The sequence below is a fragment of the Thiothrix sp. genome (assembly GCF_028714775.1).
GTDB lineage: Bacteria > Pseudomonadota > Gammaproteobacteria > Thiotrichales > Thiotrichaceae > Thiothrix.
Genome location: NZ_JAQTLS010000002.1, coordinates 178,372 through 201,178 on the forward strand (window position 1 = coordinate 178,372; position 22,807 = coordinate 201,178).

Sequence of the window (22,807 nt, forward strand, 5' to 3'; positions counted from 1 at the left end):
AGTTCATGAATAGCAATAACGTTACCCGAAGAGGTTTCCTCCTGAAGTTGGGTGCTTTGGCTGGTGCTGTTGCTACCGGACTGGTTGCCCCGCGCATGTTGGCTGCCAAGGTGAAAGGGCATCTGACCGGGGCAAAGCTGGAAGGCAGCGTCGGGTCTGTAACATTTTCCCTATTGCTGGATGAGCCAGTCGGTCACAAAGTTTTTACCCTCGCTTCCCCGAATCGTGTGGTCATTGATTTAGCGGATACCCGCCTGACAGGAAAGTTGAAGCAGGGGGCACATGACCGCCCACCTGTTACCGCCATTCGTTATGCTGAACGTGAGAACGGCAGTTTGCGGGTAGTGCTGGATGTGGCGGAAGAAGTGTCCGTCAGCGCCTCCATGCAAGCCGATGGTAGCCAAAATGTCCTCAAGGTCAGTATCAATCCTACCGGACGTGGCAACACGGGCGGCAAGAAAAAGGCGGCTAGCGAGCCAGAAGAGCCTGTTACGAAACAACCCGCTTCCACGAAAAAGACCAAAGAAAAGCCAGTTACCTCCGAACCCGCACATGGCAAATTCATCGTGGTCATTGACCCCGGTCACGGCGGCAAAGACCCCGGCGCGATTGGCAGCAATGGAACCCGCGAAAAAGACGTGGTGCTGGAAGTTGCCCGTAAACTCAAGGCGCGGATTAATCGGGAAAAAGGCATGAAAGCCATCCTGACCCGCGATTCCGACACCTTTATCCCGCTGCGTGAGCGTATGGACATTGCCCACCGGCAGAAAGCCGACCTGTTCATTTCCGTCCACGCAGATGCTAACCCCAATGCGCGGGTCAGCGGTTCTTCCGTCTATATCCTGTCAGAAACGGGCGCGTCCAGCGAAGCGGCTCGCTTGATGGCGGAAAGCGAAAACTCTTACGAACTGAAATTCGGCGACCGCAGTTTGAATAACACCAGTAATCGCTTGGCTTCCGTGCTATTGGATTTAAGCCAGAATGCCATGATGGATCGCAGCCTGCACGTGGCAAAAGGTATCTTGGGCGAATTGTCGAAGGTCAATAACCCCTTGCGTTCCCGCGTGGAAAGTGCAGGATTCATCGTGTTGAAATCACCGGACATTCCGTCAATGTTGGTGGAAACTGCTTTCATTAGCAACCCGACTGAGGAAAAGCGCTTGCGCACCGCTGATTATCAGCAGCGTTTGGCGAGTGCCATGTTTAAGGGCGTGAAGCGTTACCAACTGGCGCTGGCGGATGCGCAGTCAGCTAATGCCTAATTTTTGCTGGAATCCCGCTCACGTAGCAGTTTGGCAATAAACAGTAAGAGCAGGAAGGTTACGCCTCCTGCTAAGCTCCAATATATAAAAAATTGTTGGAAATAATGGATCGGGAAAAGCTGGATCAGAGCGCTATCGAGGGAAAATACCCAGCTCTGGTTAGTAAATAGCAGTTGGTGTATGTAGTTAAAGCTCCAGCGGAAGCTCAATGAAGTCAGCACTCCTACAATGCCTAGCACGCCCAACCCCAGATAAGACGTGTAATACAGCGATTTTACCAACAGCCGTTTATTACGGATTTGCATTGCCACCAGTAGCGCAAGCAAGCTTGATGCTACATACCATATTTGTTGCACAGCCAGTAAGGTGCGTTTTACATCCAGCATGTGCCGCCGGGAACGCATATCCAGCAAGTCAGTGTTAGGCAGGTTCGGAATAGGGTCTTGTAGGAGGTAATCCCATAGCCAGTTACTGAGCGCTTGCAGCCCCGGTTCAACAGTGGGATGGCTGGTTTCTAGCAGCAAGTGAAAAATGGAAAGCATGACTACACAAAATGCAGTCACACCAATCAACAATAGCTTGGCTTGTCGCACTGTCTAAAAACGGTATCCTATGGTGATACCGTACAGTGTATAGCTATTTTTCAATTTTGTACTTTCCTGATCTGCATATGCCTGCAAATCAGCCGGTAGGCTTGACCAATTATTGGGATTGCTGGACTGCATTTTTATTTGTGAAGAAAGGCCGGATACTTGGCCTGCCTCAGCCTGTATATACCAGCCATTACCACTCTTTTTGCCAAAGCAATGATTGTACCCCACGCCCACGTAGGGAAGTGTCTTTTTTGTCTCCACTGCACCAGTAATATTCCCTAAATCGGCTGCCGCATATTGTTTACCATTGAGGGAGTATCCGACACCCGGAGTAGGGGTTACTGTAGCGGACAACGTGGATGGATCACCTAGGTGCGTGATGCCAGCACTGCCATAGAAGCCGTTTTTGTCTTGCCAAGGAAACCAATCCAGCGTAAAGCGGGCGTTCTTCTGCTTGAGCTGTTCGGTGAATTTGATTTGCCCGGTACTGAAAGTTCTATCCTGTTTGTAGTCCAAGGTGGAATAGCCACCCCGGACGCGCAGGGTGGGAGTGATGCGGTAGCCTGCTTCAAGGCCGTTGCTGTTACCAAGATCACCAATTTTTGCGCCGGAGACACCCACTTCAAATGCTCCCTCTGCAAAGGAGGCAGTAGGGAGTAGGCAGATGACGGCGAGGATGATGGGGTAAATTTTCATAATCCTGCTGATTTCCTTAAGGTGTTACCGGGCGTTTATCAATGACAACGAATGGGGTGGCGTACTTGATTGGGTCGTTAATCAGCGTGCCGATCCACGTTGGGATATTGGTCACGGGTTGCTGAATTCCTAATAATGGATCGTAGTTAAAGATTTCCACATTCTGATTCAAGTTTTTGTTAAAGCCATAGAATGCCCCATCTTCCGCCACAACAATAGCCCGCACGTTCAGGTAGTTATGTTCAGGATAAGTTACTCCACCCACGGTTTTTTCAGTGAAGCTGTAAGATGCAAGGGGTTTGGCTTTGCCCGTTTCCAGATTGAGTACATTTACACGATCAATCGCACCTTCATCAGCAGCATCATTATTCCACTTCGTCATAAAAGTGGCTCGCCGCCAAACGTACACGCCTACAGTATTACCGCCATCAACTAGCTTGGTACGGTACTGAGGGACTACGACCTTATCAGTCCCGGAAATGGGTGCTTCACCGTCGCCTAAACCGACATAAAAATCCCCATTTTTGTGTTTGCTCAGTTTGCTTTCCAGTAAGCCCTGCAATTCACCCGCGCGGTAATTGTCGGTTCCCAGAATACCTTCAGCAGGTCGCCACCAGATCAGGGAGACAGTTTGTTTATGAGTGTCTGAATCTTTATTCGGCGTGTGGTCAAGGGTGATGCTGAACAAGTAATTGGCATTAGTTTCGTCAACGACATGAATGCGTTGGGTAGTTTGCTCCACAAAATACAGCCAGCCCTTGTCGGCTCGGCGGTACATGGTAGTCCACGTCTCCCCGTTATAGTTGGGGATAGCGCCAGTGCCGACCACCGTGTCGCCTCCCATCGTATTGAGCTTGTGTAATATCCCAGTAGCTCGCTCGGTGTAAAAGGCAGATGAGGCAGGTAACTGAGTACTGGGACGTGGCACTTGATAGTCGGATGTCACCGTAACGGGCACTTTTTGAACTTCGCTACTGCTTAATCCATCGGTAACGGTAAACTCAAAGTTTCGACTCTCAGTGACACCCGCAGAATTGGTAGTTCGGTCGCCGAGGATCGCATAAGCTTTCAGTTTTGCAGAATTGAAACTTAGGTACTTTAGTGCCAACATGGTGTCATTGAAACTGTGTGTTGCAGTTCCGCTGCCGTTGATAAAAGGTTGTGAGTAATCCCCGTCAGTGTCGTGCCACTGAATTTCCAAGTCATCGTTTGTATATGGAATGCGCAAGAATGCTGGGTCATCGTACTCTTTCAATGTGATGTTTGGTATCGTCGTATCTATGGTAGGTGGTTGGTTAGTGATGCCAGCAGTGTTTTTTACCCAATTCTCAATGGCCTTGTAGTCATCGGATGTGACACTTAATGCGATATGGTCTGTGGACACATTAGTGTGGAGTGTGTTTGCTGAACCGTCGGCATTTTTACCACCACGGGCATACACTAATAGTTCTGATTCATTTGGAGTATTGAAATCAATCCGCTGGGATGCAGATGCGAGTGTGCTGTCCATTGAGCTAACTAAATCACTGATCCACGGATACGGCGAATACTTATCATCACCTTTGTTTTCTAAATGAGTTTTGACAACAAAACGGGTGTCGGGATCACTTAGCCAAACAGTGCTAATGAAGCGTTTGTACCAAGGCAGACCAAAGCCTGTATCTTTTATGCCTTCTGTCAAATTACTGGTATGGCAGGCAAAGCATTGCCGCACCATTGCCTGATAAGCTTTTTGTGCCTGTGGTGTGGTACGGGAAATGCTGCTTTCCTGAAAAGTCGTATTCAGTTTGTTAGAGAGTCCAACAGGTATTTGAGTCGTTGTGTAAGTAATAAATTTTTGGATGTCTGCCGATGACCAATGTTTACTGTGATCGTATCTATTGTTTATGTTTGCAATATCCGTTGCCACGGTTGTGTTGTATACCGCGCCATAGTCACCAGCACGGTTAAGCACGCGACTGGATTCGTTAGGATGGTTGGCATCGGGTGGGACAGTTAAATCATCATTTAACAGTAGGCTCCACAAGAAAGGTGCTTTATGGTAAGAGTCTTCTGCACCCATCGGGTTAATGCTATTGTCTACAAAGGGCACTACTCCAGTGTTATCACTTAAGCTGTGCGCTCCTAGCAGAAGGTTACGGTAAGTCGGGTTAATATTGGAAATGCCAGTTGTGTTGGCAAGGTCTAACTTATCTCTAGCATTGTGGCAATCCATGCAGGATTTTCCATCGACATTGCCCTGCTTTTTGAGCAAAGGAATGATGTCATTGTAGAAATCCGGTATATGGTTAGCTGAGTTATATTGGCTAATATCCTTGTCACTTCCGAGGAGCGTGGACAGGTCGCCGCGCATTTTTTGGGTGGCAATGGCATTCTTGTTTGCATAGAAGAGGTTCCTTTCTTCGCTGCGCTCCATGTGGCATTGGTTGCAGCCATTTACCCGATTTTTGACAAAACTGACTTCTTGCCGTTCAGCACGTATTGGAACCCATACATCACTACGGTCTGAGCCTGCGCCTGAAAAACGCTTATGCAACCGCCATGTGTATAACCCGGTTTTCAGGATGACACCGAGGGAGCCATCGCTTTCGGGTTCAATGAAATCACTGGCGGGAATGATCATTTCTTGGCTGTTTTTCATTCCGATGGCATTAGAGTCTGCGAAATGGTGGGAGGGGATGAAGAACTGCAAGCGTAAGTCACTAGGAAGAATATTTCCTATTTGAGGATTACCCACTTGATGTTGCGCACCATTGTCTGACATGGTGATATTTTCAACTAGGAACCCCGCTCTGTGCTCACCCAGATGGTTGTTGGTGAAGGACACCCGGTTTTCATCGAGATCACCTTCACTGGGGACAATCACCTTTGATGCAGGGGGATAAAAGCTGCGCGGTTGCATAAAGTGGTAGTTGTTGTTCGAGATCACCAATTTGCCAGGAGAGTTGTCGAGCGGAGCTGAGACCGAGATCGTGGCGGGGTAGTCTTTTACATAAATACCGTAGGTGTTATCCACCGTTGCACGGTAGGCATAAGTAAAGCTCTGATCGTTGTAATGTTCTGGGGTGCGAGAAATATTCTGGTCAACCCCATTGCTGACTAGTTTTTCTAGAAATATTTTGTCGCTACGTAGGTCAAGATTTGTGCGGTTTGTCATCAGAATATGACCTTCCTCCGCAAAACCATGGTTAGTACGAGCCCCTTGTCCCATTAAAATGTAACCCTTGTAAGGTCCTGAGCGTATTGCGCGAGGGGCATATAAGCTGGCTTTACTACGGTCGGTGGAGGATTCTTGTCCGAAGTAGGTGAAGTTGTCGCTTCCGTCGATTTGCATTTTCCAAAGGGAAAAACGGTTTACCGCATCTTGGTGTTCCCACTGATTAAAGATGACCAGCTTGCCACCACTTGGGCCATCTACCACGGATGGTTCGGTTTGGTGGGAGTTATTGAAGCCGATGCGGATGGTATCCCCTGTTTGGGTGTCCATTTTGTGGATCAGTGGCGTAGGGTGGCGGTCGTATTCATCTTCTAAGACGCTGCGGGCCGCATAGTTAATCGGAATTTCATTGTCTTGTACGGTTTTGGCTACCAATAAAATTTCATGGTTGGTGGTGGGGTCGTTGCCTATGTAGGCAGGATTCATGAAATCGACGCTATTGTCTTTGGAAATCTTGGTCAGGGTCTGTGATGCAATGTCCAGCCGATAGATGCCTAACTTACGCTTGGGGTTGCTCATCTCTTCACGGCTCATGGAAATGAATAAACTTTTCCCATCTGGTGCTACATCAAAGCTATGGATGCGGACTTTTTCAGTGTCTTTGCAATCGTTGTCCTTGGGAGGCCATACTTGCCAAGAGTCATATTTCGTCCCTTCAGGGTTGAGGCGGCTGACCAATAGCTTGTCTTCGTAACCTACGGCATCGTAACCCCGTGCTGGGAAGCGCAGATCAGTGCGGCTATCTAAGTGTGCCCACGCAATATAAAACAAGTCGGGATAAGTGCGCCCATCAGCACCATGTACCACCGCCTTCTGTGGCTCGAAATCCTTTCCGTCAGCTACGCCCGAAATATTGCCGCATTGGGTGATGTCCGGTGTTCCTGTTCCTTCCACGGTAGCATTATCCGGTGAAATACAACCAGCAAGCATGAGCACAAAGACAACAACAAGCCAATGACACTTCCGTAATGAGTTCATCACCAAACCACTCCCTCGTCTAATCTGATCCGTGATTAATCAAGCGCGGTTATGATTTGATAAAGTCTGCTTAAAGTCAAACGTAATTGCTGAAAAATTGATGAAACGTTGCAAAAAACGTTTCAGGAAGAGCGGACGATGTTTCCCATCAATCCATCCCTGATTTCCGTCGGCTGATCCCGCTCCCCCAGCGGCGCATCCAAAATGTAATCCAACCGTTGCCCGAACTGTTGCGTCACTTCCCGCGCACTGCGGGCGGGCGGCTGGTCACTCAAGTTAGCGCTGGTGGAAATGAGCGGATGTCCCAGTTGCAGGCACAATTCCCTGCATAGCGGGTGGGCAGTGATGCGCACGGCGAGGGTATCGTGCTTGCCACGTATGAGCGGGGAAACGTCAGGATTTACCGGCAACAGCCACGTTACCGGGCCGGGCCAAGTGGGGAATACCCGCGTTTGCAGGATGCTGTCCAGCGGTAATAAGTAGGGTTCGAGTTGGCTGAAATCGGCAGCGATCAGGATCAGCCCCTTGTGAGCTGGGCGCTGTTTGAGGTCAAGGATGCGCTGTACGGCGAGTAGGTCGGCGGGGTTACAGCCAAGGCCGTAAACCGCTTCGGTAGGGTAGGCAATGACCCCACCGCAGCAGATGGCATGGAGGGCAGCAGCCAGTGCCTCGCCCGCCATTACCCAGCCTTTTTCTTGCTGGTCGTTGGTTTTTTCGCTGCTGGCTTCTTGGCGGCAGGTTTAGGTTTAGCCTCTGCCGGTTTCTTTGCCTTTTCGGCGCTGTCCGTCGTCTTTTTCGCTGCCGTTTTCTTTGGTGCTTTAGCTGGTGTGGCTGCTGCGATCAAGGTTTGGCATTCTTCCAGCGTCAGGGTGTCGATGTCGCCGTCTTTCGGCAGCTTGGCGTTGATCTTGCCTTGCTTGAGGAATGGCCCCCAGCGCCCTTTGATGACGTGCAAGCCATCACCGAAGTCACGCAGCAGCTTTTCGGCATCTTTTTGCTTTTTCTCGGCAATCAGTTCCAGTGCGCGTTCCAGCGTGACGGTGTAAGGGTCGTCTTGCTTGCCCAGCGAGGCGTATTCACTGCCGTATTTGACGTAAGGCCCGAAGCGCCCGACGTTGGTGCTGATGGCTTTGCCGTCTTCCGTTTCGCCCAACTGACGTGGCAGTTTGAACAGCTCCAACGCTTGTTCGAGGGTGATGCTGTCCATTTTCATGCCGGAGCGTAAGCTGGCGAAAACGGGCTTTTCCTCATCGTCTTTGGAGCCGATTTGCACGAAAGGCCCGAAACGCCCCATGCGTACTGACATCGGCTTGCTGGATTCGGGGTGGACGCCCAATTCGCGGGATTGCAACACGTCGCTGCGGTTGACGCTGCCCATTTTGTCATCGACCAGCGTGTGGAATGGTTGCCAGAACGCATCCATTACCGGAACCCACGCCTTTTCCCCGCGTGAAATTTCATCCAATTGGTCTTCCAAATTGGCGGTGAAATCGTAATCGACGTATTGGGTGAAATGTTCCGTCAAGAAACGGATCACGATGCGCCCAATGTCGGTGGGGGTGAAGCGGCGGTTTTCCAGCTCCACGTATTCACGCGCCAACAGGGTGGAAATGATGCTGGCGTAGGTGGACGGGCGACCGATGCCGAATTCTTCCAGTGCCTTGACCAAGGAGGCTTCCGAGTAACGCGGTGGCGGTTCGGTGAAATGTTGTTCTGGCAGGATGTCGTGCAGGGTAACGGTTTCGCCTTCTTCCAGTGGCGGCAGCGGGCTTTCTTTTTCACTGGCGCGGTCATCCAAGCCTTCCTCATAAACCATCAGGAAGCCGGGGTCACGGATGGTGGAGCCGGAAGCACGGAAGAAGCTGCCTGCGTCGGCATTCAAATCCGCCGATACTGTATCGAGTGTGGCGTAAATCATTTGGCAAGCGACGGTACGCTTCCAAATCAGTTCGTAGAGTTTGAACTGTTCTTCGCTCAGGAAGGCTTTGACACTTTCCGGGGTGCGCAACGCAGACGTGGGACGCACGGCTTCATGCGCTTCCTGTGCGTTTTTGGATTTGGTTTTGTAGAAATTGGGGCTATCCGGCAACTTGTTTTGACCGTAACGCTGCCCGATCAGCTCGCGCAGTTCCGCAATCGCTTCATTTGCCAGAATCACCGAGTCGGTACGCATGTAGGTAATCAAACCTACCGTGCCGCCGCTACCGAGGTCGATCCCTTCGTACAATTGCTGGGCAATGCGCATGGCGCGTTGGGTGGAAAAGCGCAGTTTACGCACCGCTTCCTGTTGCAACGTAGACGTGGTGAACGGCGGAGCGGGGTAACGCTTGCGCTGTTTCTTTTCTACCTTGCTGACCAGCAGCTTGCCTTGCGCGGCTTGTAACAGGCGGTTACGCACGCTGGCAGCTTGCGCTTCATTATTAATGTCGAATTGGTCGAGTTTGCGCTTATCCAAGGTGTGCAAGCGGGCAGTGAAGGCTTGCGCATCCTTTTCGGTTTGCGCCGTCATTGTCCAATATTCTTGAGTGACGAAGGCTTCGATTTCTTCTTCGCGTTCCACAATCAGGCGTAAAGCGGGGCTTTGTACACGCCCGGCAGACAAGCCTTGCTTGATCTTGCGCCATAGCAGCGGTGAAAGGTTAAAACCGACCAGATAATCCAGTGCGCGGCGGGCTTGCTGCGCATCCACAAGGTCATAAGCCAAGTCGCGGGGATTTTGGATGGCCTCTTGAATCGCGCGTTTGGTGATTTCATGGAACACCACGCGGTGGACTGTCTTGTTTTTCAGCGCCCCACGTTCTTTCAGTAATTCGTGCAGATGCCATGAAATGGCTTCGCCTTCGCGATCCGGGTCGGTTGCCAGATAAAGGGTATCGGCCTTTTTCAGCGCACGGGCGATGGCATCGACGTGCTTCTGGTTGCGGTCGATGATTTCATAGCGCATGGCGTAGTTGTTGTTAGGGTCTACCGCGCCTTCCTTGGGTATCAGGTCACGCACGTGACCATACGAGGCAAGGACTTCAAAGCCCTTGCCCAGATACTTTTGGATTGTCTTTCCCTTCGCCGGAGATTCGACGATTACCAGATTTTCGCTCATTATTTATATGTACAGGCCGTAGATGCCGCTGTCCTGATTGATCACAGGGCGCATTTTATGCTTGGAATCGAGGCAAAAGTAAAGCACTGTGCACCGGATGTGGGGAAATTCATCCAGTTACCACAGATGAGCGGCATCATAATGCTGGTTGATGCGGTAAGGCGACCCGGTTGGACGGAAATAGATGTCAACCAACTGTGGCGTTTTCATGTGCAAGGTTTCCGCTACTTTGATCAGGGTAGACAATTTGGCTTCCCTAATGTCTGCCTGCCTCAGCTTGTGCCACGTTTGCCGCGAAATGCCGGACTGCTCTGCTGCCGAAGTGGTTGTAAGATTGAGCGTTTTCATGCGCTCCTGTATGTATTTTGCCAAATCTGTTGATGACATTTGCTGTAAGCCTCCCTCTCTGACACCTCAAACTAGGGGTAATTCTGCGCTTTTGCGGCTTTGCAACAAGGTGGAAAATTCCATATTGACAAAAGTTATGGGTATCTGAATTTCAAGGGTGTTTCAGTGAAATCAATGGCTTGGTGATATTGGTGTGGGGCGGGCGATAAAGAAAATGTGGAAGTGTAAACCGCAGTTTACATTTTTTCTGTTAGCGTTCGAGGCGTATGCAATTTTTCTATGGGAAGAGTCCTTGCCAAACAGGGGGGCAATACCCGGATTCTTCCCACCCTTTTGTGTATGCCAACCGAATCTCCCTCAACTAACACTTTGGTTGGTATGGGCAGCCGGTCTGTAGCAAGACCGGCTTTTTTTCTAACCCGCGCGGTTGCGCATGTGTTCCGCCACATTGGTGAACGAACGCTTGAGTTGCGTTCTGAATAGCTCGTCTTGTACCTGTTCGTCCAATGCCGTGTTCATGCACAGCATCCACTGGTCGCGCATTTGGGCATCCACCGGAAACGGCATGTGCCGCGCCCGCAAACGCGGATGCCCGTATTCCGCTTCATACAGCCCCGGCCCGCCGAGCCAGCCAGAGAGGAACTTGAACAGCTTGTCGCGTGCGCCTTGTAAGTCTTGCTGATGAATCTTGCGCAGTTCCCATGCTTCCGGCAAGGTGTCCATCAAATCGTAGAAGCGGGTCACCAGACGCAGTACGCCAGCTTCACCACCCAGCATGTCGTAATGGGTTCTGATCGGTAATTCCATCAATAACTCCGTCCGTTGCGGCGAAAAAACGCAAGTCTACGGCGATTTCAAGCCTATCCGCATGTAATTTCGCAAATACATTAGAAAATTAACATATTGTAAGTATAATCGCGCCTTTCATGAATTCATTGAGTACTCTAGTTGTGATCCAGAACCTGCGAAATATCGCCATCATTGCCCACGTTGACCACGGCAAAACCACCCTTGTAGACAAACTCCTACAACAATCCGGTACTTTGGGCGAACGCGCCGATGTAACCGAACGCATGATGGACTCTAACGCGCTGGAGAAAGAGCGCGGCATCACCATTTTGGCGAAAAACACCGCTCTGCGCTGGACTAACCCAGAAAATGGTATCGAATACCGCATCAACATCGTCGACACCCCCGGACATGCTGACTTCGGTGGCGAAGTAGAACGTGTACTGTCCATGGTTGACTCCGTACTGCTGCTGGTTGACGCGGTTGATGGCCCAATGCCACAAACCCGTTTCGTTACCCAAAAAGCTTTCGCGCACGGCCTGAAACCGATTCTGGTCGTTAACAAAATCGACCGCCCTGGCGCAAACCCGCACCGGGTCATGGATCAGGTATTTGAACTGTTCGACAACCTCGGTGCGACTGACGAGCAATTGGACTTCCCGGTTGTTTACGCTTCCGCCCTGAACGGCTTTGCCGGTTTGGAAGAAACCGTTAACAGCGGCGACATGACCCCCTTGTTCCAGACCATCATCAATAGTGTAGCCGCACCAGATGTTGACCCTGATGCACCATTCCAGTTGCAAATCAGCCAATTGGACTACAACTCTTATCTGGGGATTATCGGTATCGGGCGTATCAAGCAAGGTCGCGTCAAAACCAATACCCAAGTTAAAGTCATCGACACCGAAGGCAAAATCCGTAACGGTCGCGTGCTGAAAATCCTCGGCTTCAACGGCTTGGATCGCGTCGAAGTCAACGAAGCGCAAGCAGGCGACATTATCGCGTTCTCCGGTATGGACGAGCTGCACATTTCCGACACCGTGTGTGACCCGGATAACGTCGTTGCACTGCCAGCGTTGAGCATTGACGAACCGACCGTCACCATGACGTTCCAAGTCAACACCTCACCGTTTGCGGGCAAAGAAGTCAAAACCGGCACGTCTTCACGTCGCTTGAACGAGCGTTTGCATCAAGAATTGCTGCACAACGTTGCTTTGCGCGTTGAAGAAACGGCGGATGCGGAAAAATTCAAAGTTTCCGGTCGTGGCGAACTGCACTTGGGCATCCTGATCGAAAACATGCGCCGCGAAGGCTATGAACTCGCGGTTTCCCGCCCTGAAGTTATCATCCGTGAAATCGACGGCGTGAAAATGGAACCGTTTGAAAGCGTGACCGTTGACATCGAAGAGTCCAGCCAGGGCAAAGTCATGGAAGCACTCGGTGAACGCCGTGCTGAACTGAAAGACATGGCTCCCGATGGCAAAGGCCGCGTGCGTTTGGAATACCTGATGCCATCACGCGGCTTGATCGGCTTCCAAACCGATTTCATGACCATGACTTCCGGTACTGGCTTGATTTACCACGTATTTGACAGCTACGCACCGTTCAAACCGGGCGCGATTGGCAACCGTCACAACGGCGTTTTGATTTCCAACGGTACGGGCAAAGCGTTGGCTTACGCACTGTTCAGCCTGCAAGAGCGTGGCAGACTGTTCGTCGGTCATACCGAAGAAGTCTACGAAGGTCAGGTCATTGGTATCCATACCCGCGACAACGACTTGGTGGTTAACCCGCTGAAAGCCAAACAGTTAACCAATATTCGTGCTTCTGGTACTGACGAAAACCTGATCCTTGTCCCGGCGCTGCGCATGACGCTGGAACAGGCGATGGAATTCATCGACGATGACGAGCTGGTCGAAATCACCCCGAAAAGCATCCGTATCCGCAAGCGTTTCCTGATGGAAAACGACCGCAAGCGTGCTGGTGCAGCGAAGAAAGAAGAAGCCTAAGTTTCTCTTTAGCCTAAACAAAAAACCCGCCCTTCGTTGGCGGGTTTTTTGTGTCAGTCAGCTTGGGTGACGGTGAAAATCACCCCATCAACACCCGTGACACGCACCCGCGCTCCGGCGGGCATGTCATCATCACTTTGTACCCGCCACGCGGTATCACCCACCCGGATCGTGCCTCTCCCATTGATAATGGCATCGGTCAGCACGTATTCCTTGCCGATGTGGCTGAGCAAGCGGTTGTTGAGGTCGGGTGTGTCGGAGCGGATGTTTTCCTCACGGAAATGGGATTTACGCCAGCCGAATACACTCACCAATGACACTAGCGCAAACATCAGGATTTGTCCGGCAAACCCCAGTCCGGGGAACAGCCACAGTGCGATGCCAGTGACAATGGCACCGAAACCGAACCACATTAGCACCATCGCGGGCGCAAGTACTTCCAGCGCCATCAATAAGACACCGAAAATTAGCCAATGCCAGAATTCAAGGTGTTGGATGTCCATCAGGTTTTATCCTTCATCGCTTTCCACAGTTCATTGATGCTGCCGATGGAACCCATCAGGCCGCTGGTATCAAGTGGCATGAAAATGGTTTTTTGTTGGCTGGAGTCAGCAAACTTGCCCAGCGCTTCCACGTATTTTTGTGCCACGAAGTAGTTGAGCGCTTGCACGTCACCTTGGGCAACCGCTTGGGAAACCATTTGGGTGGCTTTGGCTTCCGCCAGTGCTTCCCGTTCGCGGGCTTCGGAGCGTAAGAAAGCGGCAGATTTCGCACCTTCGGCTTCGAGGATTTGTGATTGCTTCTTACCTTCGGCTTCGGTGATCTGGGCGCGTTTTTGGCGTTCGGCGGTCATTTGCAGGTTCATGGCGCGTACCAGTTCGGCGGGGGGTTCGATGTCCTTGATTTCGACCCGCAAGACTTTCACGCCCCACGCACTGGTGGCTTCGTCGACGATGGAGAGGATGCGTGTGCCGATTTCATCGCGTTTGCTCAGCAAATGGTCGAGTTCCAGTGCACCGCACACAGAACGCAGGTTGGTCATGACTAAGTTGAGGATCGCAGTTTGCAGGTTGGTGATTTCATACGAGGCTTTGGCAGGGTCAAATACTTGGTAGAACACTACGCCATCGATATTGACGTTGGCGTTGTCGGCGGTGATGACTTGCTGCGGGAGAATGTCGAGCACCTGTTCCATCATGTTGACCTTGCGCCCGACCCGGTAAATGATCGGGATAATCAGGCCGAGGCCGGGTTGCAGGGTGTAGACGTAACGCCCAAAGCGCTCAACGGTGTAGTTATAGCCTTGTGGCACCATTTTGATGCCCATGAAAATGATTGTGCCGATAAAGACAAGGAAGGCAAGGGCAAAGGCAGTCATGGTATAAGCTCCTTTTGGGTCAGGTATTTATGGTTATGGATGCTTCCAAGTGTAGTCTTGCTGCGTTGGAATTGGCATATTTCCCGACGAAAAAACGTTATAGCTGGCAACTTGCCCAAACTGGTATAGTCAAGGGTCAATATCTTGGCATATTAAGGAGAAAACTTATGGATCACGGCATGATGGGGGGCGCTAGCTTGAAGGGGCTTTCCCGTATCGCTGATAACCCTTCTAGGCATTTGCAACAAATTGCTGCTGACATAGACAGTTACGATACCCGCGAGAAAATCGACCGCATTCTGGACGAATTAGACTTCATCCATGAGCTGGTTGACCCAGATGCGCAACCGAAAGTGACGGAAGTGACTAATGCGTTGATGGAACGTTACCGCGCTTTGGGCGGTTAAAAGAAATGAGGGCTGGCAGCGGTGTCATGGAGAGAAACCAGTGCCAGCCCAACCGCTAGGAGGAAGTCTTCACTATCCTCTTAGTGTGGTGCTTTGTACTTGATTTTCCGCAAACCGACCCGACCGATTATCAGAAATCCTGATAGGGTTAGGGTTTAACGCAAAAAGGCTCCCGCAGGAGCCTTTTTGTTTTTCAGCGGAAAAAGCTGAAATTACTTCGCAGGAGCCGCAGCAGGTGCTTGTGCAGGAGCAGCCGCAGGAACTTGTTGCATTTGCGGAGCAGCAGGCATCATCGGGTAGCCATTGTAGCCGTTCTGGGAAGATTGGCTGTAGCCGTAGCCTTGACCGTTGCCATCGCCGTAGCCATAACCGTTGCCAGCAGCATACCAGTCGCCGTTGCCTTTACCGTTAGCAGCCATGTCAGTAGCCATGTCGGTTTTGCCTTTGCCTTTGAAGTTGATGGTGAATTCAACTTCGCCGTCAGCGTTGCCTTTACCACGACCCCAGCCGTTTGCGTCGCCATTACCGTTACCGTAGCCATTGCCGTTAGCAGCAGTGGAACCAGTGCCGTTGCTGTAGCCTTGACCAACGCCGTTACCGTTGTCAAAACCGTCAAAGAAGTTAGCAGAAGCAGCACCAGAAATGGCGATCAAAGCAGCGAATGCGATAGCTTGCAGTTTCATAATTAATGTCTCCTAGCGATTCAATTTGTTGGATTCAGTGTTCTTGGAACATGTGGTTAATAATAATATTAGAATGTACTAATGTAAAGAGGTGTTCTGCAAAAAAAGCACACCATTTATCGGGCTGGCGGTTCAGGTGTTCCTGAAGCTTGCTGACAGGTGCTGCGAATTCTGCCTTGATACGGGTTGGGGGTGTGGGTGAAGCCTACCCATCCCCTATAAACCATTGTATCATCCGTGACTTGCACCCTTTTAAGCTCAACATAACAAGCATTGGACTCTATGGATCCTTTAACCCTGCTGTTGCTCCTGCCTGCTGCGGGCGCTGCTGTCGTCGCTTTGTTGCCCGGCAACCGTCCGTCATTGATCCGTAATACTGCCATCCTTGCGGCAGTGCTGACGCTGGCTTATGCCATCAGCCTGATTACACAGTTCTCCTTTATCGAACCCGGCATCCAGTTGCATGTACAACATGTGTGGAATGCGCAACTCGGCACATCCTTTGCTCTGGGGATCGACGGTTTTTCCTTCCCGCTAGTATTACTGACAGCTTTGCTGGTGTTGATGGCCTTGCTTGCCTCACACATGGTAACGCACCATGTTAAGGGCTATTACCTGCTGATGTTGTTGCTGGAAGCTGCCACGATGGGCGTGTTCATGGCGCAGGATTGGGGCTTGTTCTACGTGTTCTGGGAGTTGGTGCTGATCCCGCTGTTTTTCCTCATCGACCGTTGGGGCGGGAAAAACCGCCAGACTGCCGCGCTGAATTTCGTCCTTTACACCATGGGTGGCTCGATTTTCATGCTGTTGGCGTTGTTGATGTTGTTTGACGCGACTCCAGCGCACGCTTTCAGTTTCAGTGCGATGGCGGAAGGTGCGAAGCAGTTACCTGTGGGTGAACAGGTGCTGATTTTTACCGGCCTGCTGATTGGTTTCGGGGTGAAAATGCCGGTATTCCCGCTGCATGGTTGGTTGCCGCTGGCGCATGTGGAAGCACCTAGCCCGGTGAGTATTTTGCTTTCCGGTATCCTGCTGAAAATGGGTTCGTATGGGCTGATCCGTGCGATTGAAATTTTGCCTGCTGCGGCGCAAGCGATGCAGGGAGTGTTGTTTGCACTAGGGCTGATCGGTTTGCTGTACGGTGGTTTGCTGGCTTGGCGGCAAAGCGACATGAAAAAAATGATCGCGTATTCGTCGGTCAGCCACATGGGGGTGGTGCTGATTGGTATTTCGACCCTGAACATCTACGGCATGACGGGCGCAGTTTACCAGATGGTGGCGCACGGATTGGTTGCGGGGGCAACTTTCATGTTGATCGGGTTGCTGTATGAACGCACCCATACGCGCGATATTAATGACTACGGCTCGCTGATTAAGGTTACGCCGCGTTTTGCGTTCCTCATCATTTTGGCCTTTGTCGGCGGGGTGGGGTTGCCGAGTACCGCTGGATTTGTCGCGGAATTGCATGTGTTGATTGGCGGTTTCAATGTTTGGGGTTGGAGCATCGTGCTGCTGTCCTTGGGGGTGTTAGTTACTGCCACTTACAGCATCCGCACGGTTAAGCACTTGTATACCGGCCCGGTACGGCTGGATATGCAGCAGGTGGAAGATTTACGCCCGCTGGAAATGATGGCGGCAGGTACGCTGATTTTCGGCACGATGCTGCTGGGTTTCTACCCCACGCCGTTGCTGGACATGATGGATGTATCGGTACAGCATTTTGTTGCTGATCATGCGTTGGCAGTAGCCGCGCACCTGTCAGGAGATGTTATGCCGTGAGTCACGCAGGGCAAGACCAACACGCTGACGCAGCATCCCATCGCTTCGGACACCTGTTGGAGCACTTGGGGCACGTTTTGCCCGGTCAAGCGCCACTGCGGGATTTTGTCCACCACAATACCTTGCACGGTTTCCAGCACCTGCCATTCCCACAAGCGCTGAAAGCGGCACATGACATCACGGGTTCACATGGCTATTTGCCCGTGGAGAAATTCCGCGAATATTTCCGTAAAGGACGCATCACGCAAGACGATTTGCAGGCGGTGTTGCAAGCAGATGCCCGTTTGGATAGCGCGGAAAGTGTTTTCAGCCATGCGCAAGGCACGGTGACACGCGGAGATATTTACCGCGCTGCAATGCTTGCCCCGATCAAGCCGATTACCCCCAGCCAATTTGTCTGGCAAGTGGAAGAAGTCCACGCGCTGGAAACGCATGGTGAGTTGTGGGCGGCTTGCATGGAGGCATTGCAACTCGAACATTACCTGCTGCATTCCGAAGACCTGCTGAACTTTTCCCCCGAACGTGCTGCCCGTTTGTTTGCTGCCCAATTGGAAGGTGAGGCGGTCGACATCGACGAACGTTTGCGCCAAGACGCCCAACACCAATTGCTGGAACTGACCCATCGGGTCGGCACAGACCTGACCTTGCGCGGTTTGCTGCTGGCAGTCACGGGTGAAGACATCATGCACGACATCCGCCCGCTATTGCTGCGCCAAATGGCGGCATGGTTGGATCAGGGTATGGCAGCGTGGACGAATGGGCACGATGGAACCAGCCTGTATACGGCGTGGCGCGAGTCCAGTTTGAATGACCTTACGTCACTGCTGGAAGAGTTGCCCGATTGGCGCGAACACCTGAGTTCGCTGCCGGATGACCCGGTAGATGCAATTATTGCTGAGTTGCAGCGCATTGGTATCGCCAAAGAACAGTGGGAAAGCTATCTGGAACGGTTGGCGTTGGAACTTCCGGGCTGGTCGGGCATGTTCCTGTGGCGGCACGAACACCCCGGCTATGCAGGCATTATCCAGCCGCAGGTCGGGATGCTCGACTATCTGGCGATGCGTTTGAGTTTGGAACACTTGTTTGCCCGCCGCCTGTGCCGTCAGGTTTGGCTGATGGAAGCCAGCCTTAGCGATATTCGCGGGCGTTTCCGTCGTCACGGGGCTGAGTTTTTGGTGCGCTATTACACATTTAACCGCCGATTGCCGGAATACTTGCTCACGCCTGCGCAGCAAATGATCCAGCAGAGCCGCCCGCGTGTGTACGAAGACCAGCGCTGGAACCAGCTTGCCCACCAGATTTGGACATGGGCGCAGGTGTTCACGGGCTGGGGTGAAGGCGCGGTTTACGATCAGGGTTGGCGCTTGTTTTCCCTTGCGCGGCAATTGCAATGGGATGCCTCCGCGATCCGCAACTTGCCCCCAGAACAGCTTGCCAAGGTGTTTGCCTGTCTGGAAACGCTGGATGAGGAACGCGCCGGTTTCCTGTGGTTGCAAGCTTACGAACGCCATTACCGCGAAGAAATTTTCAATGCGGTGGTTAACAACCACCAGCGTGGGGCGTGGGAACAGCGCGGGCAGCGTCCGCAGGCACAGGTAGTGTTCTGCATGGATGACCGCGAAGAAGGCATCCGCCGCCATCTGGAAGAATTAAGCCCGCAAATTGAAACGTTGGGTGCTGCTGCTTTTTTCAACCTGCCGATGAACTGGCAAGGGCTGGATGATAAGAGCGTCACCAAACTTTGCCCCGTGCCTGTGACGCCCGAACATCTGGTGCGCGAAGTGCCCGCAGATGAGGCTGCTGAATTGCGGCGTGTACATGAGCGGCGCGTCACGTGGCGTAAACGTCTGTTCGCGGGTTTGCAACATGTTACCCGCCATAATTTGTTGTTGGGAACTCTCAGCCAGATGGTGCTGGCTCCTGCGTCATTGGGGATTATGCTAGGCAAATCCTACATGCCATTGGGTTTCGGTCAGTGGGTCAAAGGCTTGCGGCACAAGGCCGATATACCGATTCCCACCAAGCTGGAATACATTGCCTTGTCACCGGATGCGGAACGTTCCGGGCAGCAAAACCAGATGGGTTTCACCGACACTGAACAGGTGGAAAAGGTCGGTGATTTCCTGCGCATGATTGGCCTGACCGACGGCTTTGCTCCGCTGGTGGTGATCATGGGGCACGGTTCCACCAGCCAGAATAACCCGCACGCTGCTGCCTATGAATGCGGTGCGTGCAGCGGACGCCACAGCGGGCCGAATGCGCGGGTGTTTGCGTCGATGGCAAACCGCCCGGAAGTGCGGGCATTGTTGGTGGAGCGGGGGATTTGCATCCCTGACGATACGTGGTTCGTGGGGGCGGAACACGATACGTGCGACGAACAAATTCCGTGGTACGACACAGACAAAGTGCCTGCTGTGTTGCGGGATAAGTTGCAAACCTTGCAGGAAGCCATCCGTGTAGCGGCGATGCATTCAGCGCATGAACGTTGCCGGAAGTTGGCTTCCGCCCCGCGTAACCCGACCTTGCAACAAGCCGCAGCGCACATTGCTAGCCGCGCCCTTGATTACAGCCAAGCTCGCCCGGAACTGGGGCACGCCACCAACGCCAGCGCGTTTGTTGGGCGGCGCTCCATGACCCGTGGCAGTTTCCTCGACCGGCGTGGTTTCCTGATTTCCTACGATTGTACCCGCGACCCGGATGGGAGTGTCCTCGAAGGTATCTTGCTGATGGCAGGGCCAGTGGGGGCGGGCATCAGCCTTGAATACTATTTTTCCACAGTGAACAACGAGCGTTACGGCGCTGGCACAAAAGTGACCCACAACCTCACAGGGCTGTTTGGGGTCATGGAGGGCGTCTTTAGCGACTTGCGCACAGGTTTGCCTGCACAAATGATCGAAATCCACGAAGCCATGCGCTTGCTGGTGGTGGTGGAAGCCAAAGCAGCTACGGTCGGGGAAATTTACGCACGCCAGCCGCCTTTACAGGAATTGATCGGTAATGGCTGGATTATCGTGGCGGTGAAAGACCCCGATTCGACGGCGATTGATGTGTTTGTGCCGGGAACGGGGTTTGTGCGTTGGACGGGGGAAACTCATGCGCTGCCTGTGGTGGAGCACTCAGTAGATTGGTACAAAGGGCATTATGGGCATCTTTCTCCGGTGTTGGTGACGGCGGGAGCCACCCCTCACCCCCTAGCCCCCTCTCCCTCAAGGGGCGAGGGGGGACAAGAGAGGAGGGTGCAGCTTGTTTAATCGTGAGCGTTATCTGGAGTCTATTTTAAGTCAGTTGGGTAGTAAGGCTAGAGAAGATGATGATGTCTCTACACTGGCGGATGTCGTGCTACATGCTGAATTGGAAAGAGGACAGAGGAAAACTAAAGATAATAGTCAGGATGGAAAACCTAATAGGGAAATAGTTGAGGTATTGGCTAGTTTACGTGCAAATGCAGCTAAAAATGACTTTGCCGACAAAATAAGAAAAGAAAACAAAATGAAGCACACACTTCGTGATGACAAAAACACTCCTGTCCCCCCTCGCCCCTTGAGGGAGAGGGGGCTAGGGGGTGAGGGGTTTCTTCGCCTTCCCATCAGCCCCGAACGCCACCTGCAAATGATGGAGTGCGCCCGCGACTTCCGTAAAATCCCCACGCCAAGTGAAGCCATTTTGTGGCAAGCTCTCCGTAACCGCCAAGTAGCGGGCTACAAATTCCGTCGCCAACAACCCATTGGAGCTTTTGTCGTGGACTTCTTCTGTGCCGAACACAATCTGATTGTCGAAGTAGACGGTGCAATCCACGCAACCCAGATAGAACGCGACCAAGAACGCCAACACCTACTCGAATGCTGCGGCTACCAATTCCTACGCTTCACTGCCACCCAAGTAGAACAAAACCTAAAAACCGTTACCACCACTATTGAATCCACCCTCCTCTTGTCCCCCTCTCCCCTTGAGGGAGAGGGGCTAGGGGTGAGGGGTAAAGCGCAGCTTGAGGGAGAGGGGCGGATACACCATGCCTAACGAATTGCTCCTCCTAATCCCCGGCCTCCCCTTCCTCTCCGCTGCGTGGATCGTCATCGGTTTCATTTTCGGTTGGAACCGGGGTGAAAAAGGTGAGCGCGAAACCGCTTTCGTCGCCGTTACTGCCAACACCTTGAGCCTGTTGGGGATGCTTACCCTTGCCATTTACGATGCTATCGCAGGCGCACCCGGTCATGTGGTGCTGTTCCCGTGGCTGCACAGTGGCGAATACTACGCTTTCGTGAGTTTTACGCTGGATAAGCTCAGCTTGAGTTTCGGGGTGGTGATTGCCACCATCACCTTGTTGGTGACGCGCTTTTCGGTCAATTACTTGCACCGTGAGATCGGTTTCCAGCGCTTTTTCATCGTGCTGTCGCTGTTTTCGTGCGCGATGCTGCTGATTGTATTGTCGGGCAGTGCCTTGCTGGGCTTTATTGGTTGGGAAATGGCGGGGATCAGCTCCTACATGCTGATTGGTTACGCATGGCATCGGGAAACGGCAGCGGAAGGGGCAACCCGTGCCTTCGTCACCAACCGCTTCGGCGATACAGGCTATTTGTTTGGCATGTTCGTGGCGTTTGTGTGGCTGAAAAGTACCGAATGGGATGTGTTGCTGCAACGCCATGCGGAGATGCCGGGTTTGGTGGTTGGGATCATGGCGATGGGCTTCATGCTGGCAGCGCTGGTGAAGTCGGCGCAGTTCCCGTTTACGGCTTGGATTACCCGTGCGTTGGAAGGCCCCACTCCATCGAGTGCGGTATTTTACGGTTCGGTGATGGTGCATGTGGGCATTTATTTGCTGTTGCGCATTGAGCCGCTGTTAGTACAAGCGCCTGCCTTGCAATACCTGTTGATACTGGTGGGGGCGATGACGGTGCTGTATGGCTGGTTGGGGGCGTTGGTGCAAACCGACATCAAAAGCTCGCTGATGTTTTCCACCCAACAGCAAACTGGCTTGATGCTGGTGGAAATTGGTTTAGGTTGGACGACTTTCGCTGCGGTACACATGATGCTGCACGCGATCTGGCGGGCGTACCAGTTCCTGCATTCGCCTTCGTTCCTGCAACAAACGGGCTGGGAACCGGCAAAACCTGTTCCAGCGTGGTTGCGTAAGCAAAAATGGTTGTATACTGCCGCCCTCCAACGTTTTTGGCTGGTTCCGCTGGAAAACTGGCTGCTGGTACGGCCTACGCAGGCGTTGGCACATGAAGCGCAGAATTTCGATAGCCGTTTCATCGACCGCCTGACCGGGACACCATCGCACAGCAATATGCTCGGCACTTTGGCGGAAATGCAGGCTTTCCAGCAAGGCAAATTACGGCTGGAAAGCGGCGTTGGTACGGCATCCGGTATTTTCGGCAGGCTGATGCAGTGGGTTGCGGAACAACTGGAGTGGCTGGAAGATCGGCTGTTGTTGCAAAAGGGCGGCGGAAAATTGGGGGAAAACCTGCGGCAAGTCGGCGGGTATCTGGATTTGATCGAGGAGTTGTTGGCGCAACCCCGTTATCTGGTCTTGTTAATAGCGGTCACGCTGGCCGTTATTTTGTAGGAATA

The 22,807-nt window shown here is 52.3% G+C and carries 17 protein-coding genes; 7 read left to right on the forward strand and 10 right to left on the reverse strand.

All coding sequences use genetic code 11. The annotated features are described in order from the left end of the window. The first annotated feature begins 5 nt into the window (after positions 1–5). Positions 6–1,262 (forward strand): N-acetylmuramoyl-L-alanine amidase, encoded by a 1,257-nt coding sequence (locus PHE17_RS02380; protein ID WP_301014210.1) that lies wholly within the window; start codon positions 6–8, stop codon positions 1,260–1,262. Here PHE17_RS02380 and PHE17_RS02385 read toward each other — a convergent pair. The 7 genes from PHE17_RS02385 to PHE17_RS02415 form a co-directional block, all read right to left on the reverse strand. Next, positions 1,259–1,804, reverse strand: coding sequence for a DUF1461 domain-containing protein (locus PHE17_RS02385; RefSeq protein ID WP_301014211.1), 546 nt, complete (start codon positions 1,802–1,804; stop codon positions 1,259–1,261). The genes PHE17_RS02380 and PHE17_RS02385 overlap by 4 nt on opposite strands. 54 nt (positions 1,805–1,858) lie before the next feature. Beyond that, on the reverse strand, positions 1,859–2,551 hold the full coding sequence (locus tag PHE17_RS02390) for a hypothetical protein (RefSeq protein ID WP_301014212.1): 693 nt from the start codon (positions 2,549–2,551) through the stop codon (positions 1,859–1,861). Between the two features lie 16 nt (positions 2,552–2,567). Further along, positions 2,568–6,749, reverse strand: a complete 4,182-nt coding sequence (locus tag PHE17_RS02395) for a hypothetical protein (RefSeq protein ID WP_301014213.1) — start codon at positions 6,747–6,749, stop codon at positions 2,568–2,570. A 119-nt stretch (positions 6,750–6,868) separates the two neighbouring features. After that, positions 6,869–7,426: an L-threonylcarbamoyladenylate synthase gene (locus PHE17_RS02400; protein ID WP_301014214.1), complete on the reverse strand. Its 558-nt coding sequence runs from the start codon at positions 7,424–7,426 to the stop codon at positions 6,869–6,871. Further along, complete coding sequence (locus PHE17_RS02405; RefSeq protein WP_301014215.1) at positions 7,426–9,843, reverse strand: DNA topoisomerase I; 2,418 nt, start codon at positions 9,841–9,843, stop codon at positions 7,426–7,428. The genes PHE17_RS02400 and PHE17_RS02405 overlap by 1 nt, the downstream gene beginning before the upstream one ends. 117 nt (positions 9,844–9,960) lie before the next feature. Then, complete coding sequence (locus tag PHE17_RS02410; protein WP_301014216.1) at positions 9,961–10,230, reverse strand: helix-turn-helix transcriptional regulator; 270 nt, start codon at positions 10,228–10,230, stop codon at positions 9,961–9,963. Positions 10,231–10,605: 375 nt separating this feature from the next. Continuing rightward, positions 10,606–10,998, reverse strand: a complete 393-nt coding sequence (locus PHE17_RS02415; protein ID WP_301014217.1) for a group II truncated hemoglobin — start codon at positions 10,996–10,998, stop codon at positions 10,606–10,608. Positions 10,999–11,141: 143 nt separating this feature from the next. On the opposite strand from PHE17_RS02415, the gene typA reads away from it, so the two are divergent. Then, on the forward strand, positions 11,142–12,989 hold the full coding sequence (gene typA, locus PHE17_RS02420) for a translational GTPase TypA (protein ID WP_301014321.1): 1,848 nt from the start codon (positions 11,142–11,144) through the stop codon (positions 12,987–12,989). Between the two features lie 53 nt (positions 12,990–13,042). Here typA and PHE17_RS02425 read toward each other — a convergent pair whose 3' ends face one another. Together PHE17_RS02425 and PHE17_RS02430 are read right to left on the reverse strand one after the other, a co-directional pair. Next, complete coding sequence (locus tag PHE17_RS02425) at positions 13,043–13,492, reverse strand: NfeD family protein (protein WP_301014218.1); 450 nt, start codon at positions 13,490–13,492, stop codon at positions 13,043–13,045. Next, positions 13,492–14,367 carry an SPFH domain-containing protein gene (locus PHE17_RS02430; protein WP_301014219.1) on the reverse strand — a complete coding sequence of 292 codons (876 nt, stop codon included), beginning with the start codon at positions 14,365–14,367 and terminating at the stop codon, positions 13,492–13,494. Before PHE17_RS02430 ends, PHE17_RS02425 begins: the two co-directional genes overlap by 1 nt. A 167-nt stretch (positions 14,368–14,534) precedes the next feature. Here PHE17_RS02430 and PHE17_RS02435 point away from each other — a divergent pair, with 167 nt between their 5' ends. After that, positions 14,535–14,774 carry a hypothetical protein gene (locus PHE17_RS02435; RefSeq protein ID WP_301014220.1) on the forward strand — a complete coding sequence of 80 codons (240 nt, stop codon included), beginning with the start codon at positions 14,535–14,537 and terminating at the stop codon, positions 14,772–14,774. Between the two features lie 212 nt (positions 14,775–14,986). On the opposite strand, the gene PHE17_RS02440 is transcribed toward PHE17_RS02435, so the two are convergent. Continuing rightward, positions 14,987–15,457 carry a hypothetical protein gene (locus PHE17_RS02440; RefSeq protein WP_301014221.1) on the reverse strand — a complete coding sequence of 157 codons (471 nt, stop codon included), beginning with the start codon at positions 15,455–15,457 and terminating at the stop codon, positions 14,987–14,989. Between the two features lie 282 nt (positions 15,458–15,739). Between PHE17_RS02440 and PHE17_RS02445 the strand changes: the two genes are divergently transcribed. The 4 genes from PHE17_RS02445 (at position 15,740) to PHE17_RS02460 (ending at position 22,802) form a co-directional block, all read left to right on the forward strand. Next, positions 15,740–17,236 (forward strand): NADH-quinone oxidoreductase subunit M, encoded by a 1,497-nt coding sequence (locus tag PHE17_RS02445; protein ID WP_301014222.1) that lies wholly within the window; start codon positions 15,740–15,742, stop codon positions 17,234–17,236. Continuing rightward, positions 17,233–20,487, forward strand: a complete 3,255-nt coding sequence (locus PHE17_RS02450) for a DUF2309 domain-containing protein (protein WP_301014223.1) — start codon at positions 17,233–17,235, stop codon at positions 20,485–20,487. The genes PHE17_RS02445 and PHE17_RS02450 overlap by 4 nt, the downstream gene beginning before the upstream one ends. A gap of 238 nt (positions 20,488–20,725) precedes the next feature. Then, complete coding sequence (locus PHE17_RS02455) at positions 20,726–21,253, forward strand: endonuclease domain-containing protein (RefSeq protein ID WP_301014224.1); 528 nt, start codon at positions 20,726–20,728, stop codon at positions 21,251–21,253. Continuing rightward, positions 21,246–22,802 (forward strand): proton-conducting transporter membrane subunit, encoded by a 1,557-nt coding sequence (locus PHE17_RS02460; protein WP_301014225.1) that lies wholly within the window; start codon positions 21,246–21,248, stop codon positions 22,800–22,802. The genes PHE17_RS02455 and PHE17_RS02460 overlap by 8 nt, the downstream gene beginning before the upstream one ends. Positions 22,803–22,807 lie beyond the last annotated feature (5 nt).

Bases quoted from the DNA above. Each gene is read 5' to 3' on its own strand.
- PHE17_RS02380 (WP_301014210.1), top strand. From the start codon at position 6: ATGAATAGCAATAACGTTACCCGAAGAGGTTTCCTCCTGAAGTTGGGT.
- PHE17_RS02385 (WP_301014211.1), bottom strand. From the start codon at position 1,804: ATGCTTTCCATTTTTCACTTGCTGCTAGAAACCAGCCATCCCACTGTT.
- PHE17_RS02390 (WP_301014212.1), bottom strand. From the start codon at position 2,551: ATGAAAATTTACCCCATCATCCTCGCCGTCATCTGCCTACTCCCTACT.
- PHE17_RS02400 (WP_301014214.1), bottom strand. From the start codon at position 7,426: ATGGCGGGCGAGGCACTGGCTGCTGCCCTCCATGCCATCTGCTGCGGT.
- PHE17_RS02405 (WP_301014215.1), bottom strand. From the start codon at position 9,843: ATGAGCGAAAATCTGGTAATCGTCGAATCTCCGGCGAAGGGAAAGACA.
- PHE17_RS02410 (WP_301014216.1), bottom strand. From the start codon at position 10,230: ATGTCATCAACAGATTTGGCAAAATACATACAGGAGCGCATGAAAACG.
- PHE17_RS02415 (WP_301014217.1), bottom strand. From the start codon at position 10,998: ATGGAATTACCGATCAGAACCCATTACGACATGCTGGGTGGTGAAGCT.
- PHE17_RS02425 (WP_301014218.1), bottom strand. From the start codon at position 13,492: ATGGACATCCAACACCTTGAATTCTGGCATTGGCTAATTTTCGGTGTC.
- PHE17_RS02430 (WP_301014219.1), bottom strand. From the start codon at position 14,367: ATGACTGCCTTTGCCCTTGCCTTCCTTGTCTTTATCGGCACAATCATT.
- PHE17_RS02435 (WP_301014220.1), top strand. From the start codon at position 14,535: ATGGATCACGGCATGATGGGGGGCGCTAGCTTGAAGGGGCTTTCCCGT.
- PHE17_RS02440 (WP_301014221.1), bottom strand. From the start codon at position 15,457: ATGAAACTGCAAGCTATCGCATTCGCTGCTTTGATCGCCATTTCTGGT.
- PHE17_RS02445 (WP_301014222.1), top strand. From the start codon at position 15,740: ATGGATCCTTTAACCCTGCTGTTGCTCCTGCCTGCTGCGGGCGCTGCT.
- PHE17_RS02455 (WP_301014224.1), top strand. From the start codon at position 20,726: ATGAAGCACACACTTCGTGATGACAAAAACACTCCTGTCCCCCCTCGC.
- PHE17_RS02460 (WP_301014225.1), top strand. From the start codon at position 21,246: ATGCCTAACGAATTGCTCCTCCTAATCCCCGGCCTCCCCTTCCTCTCC.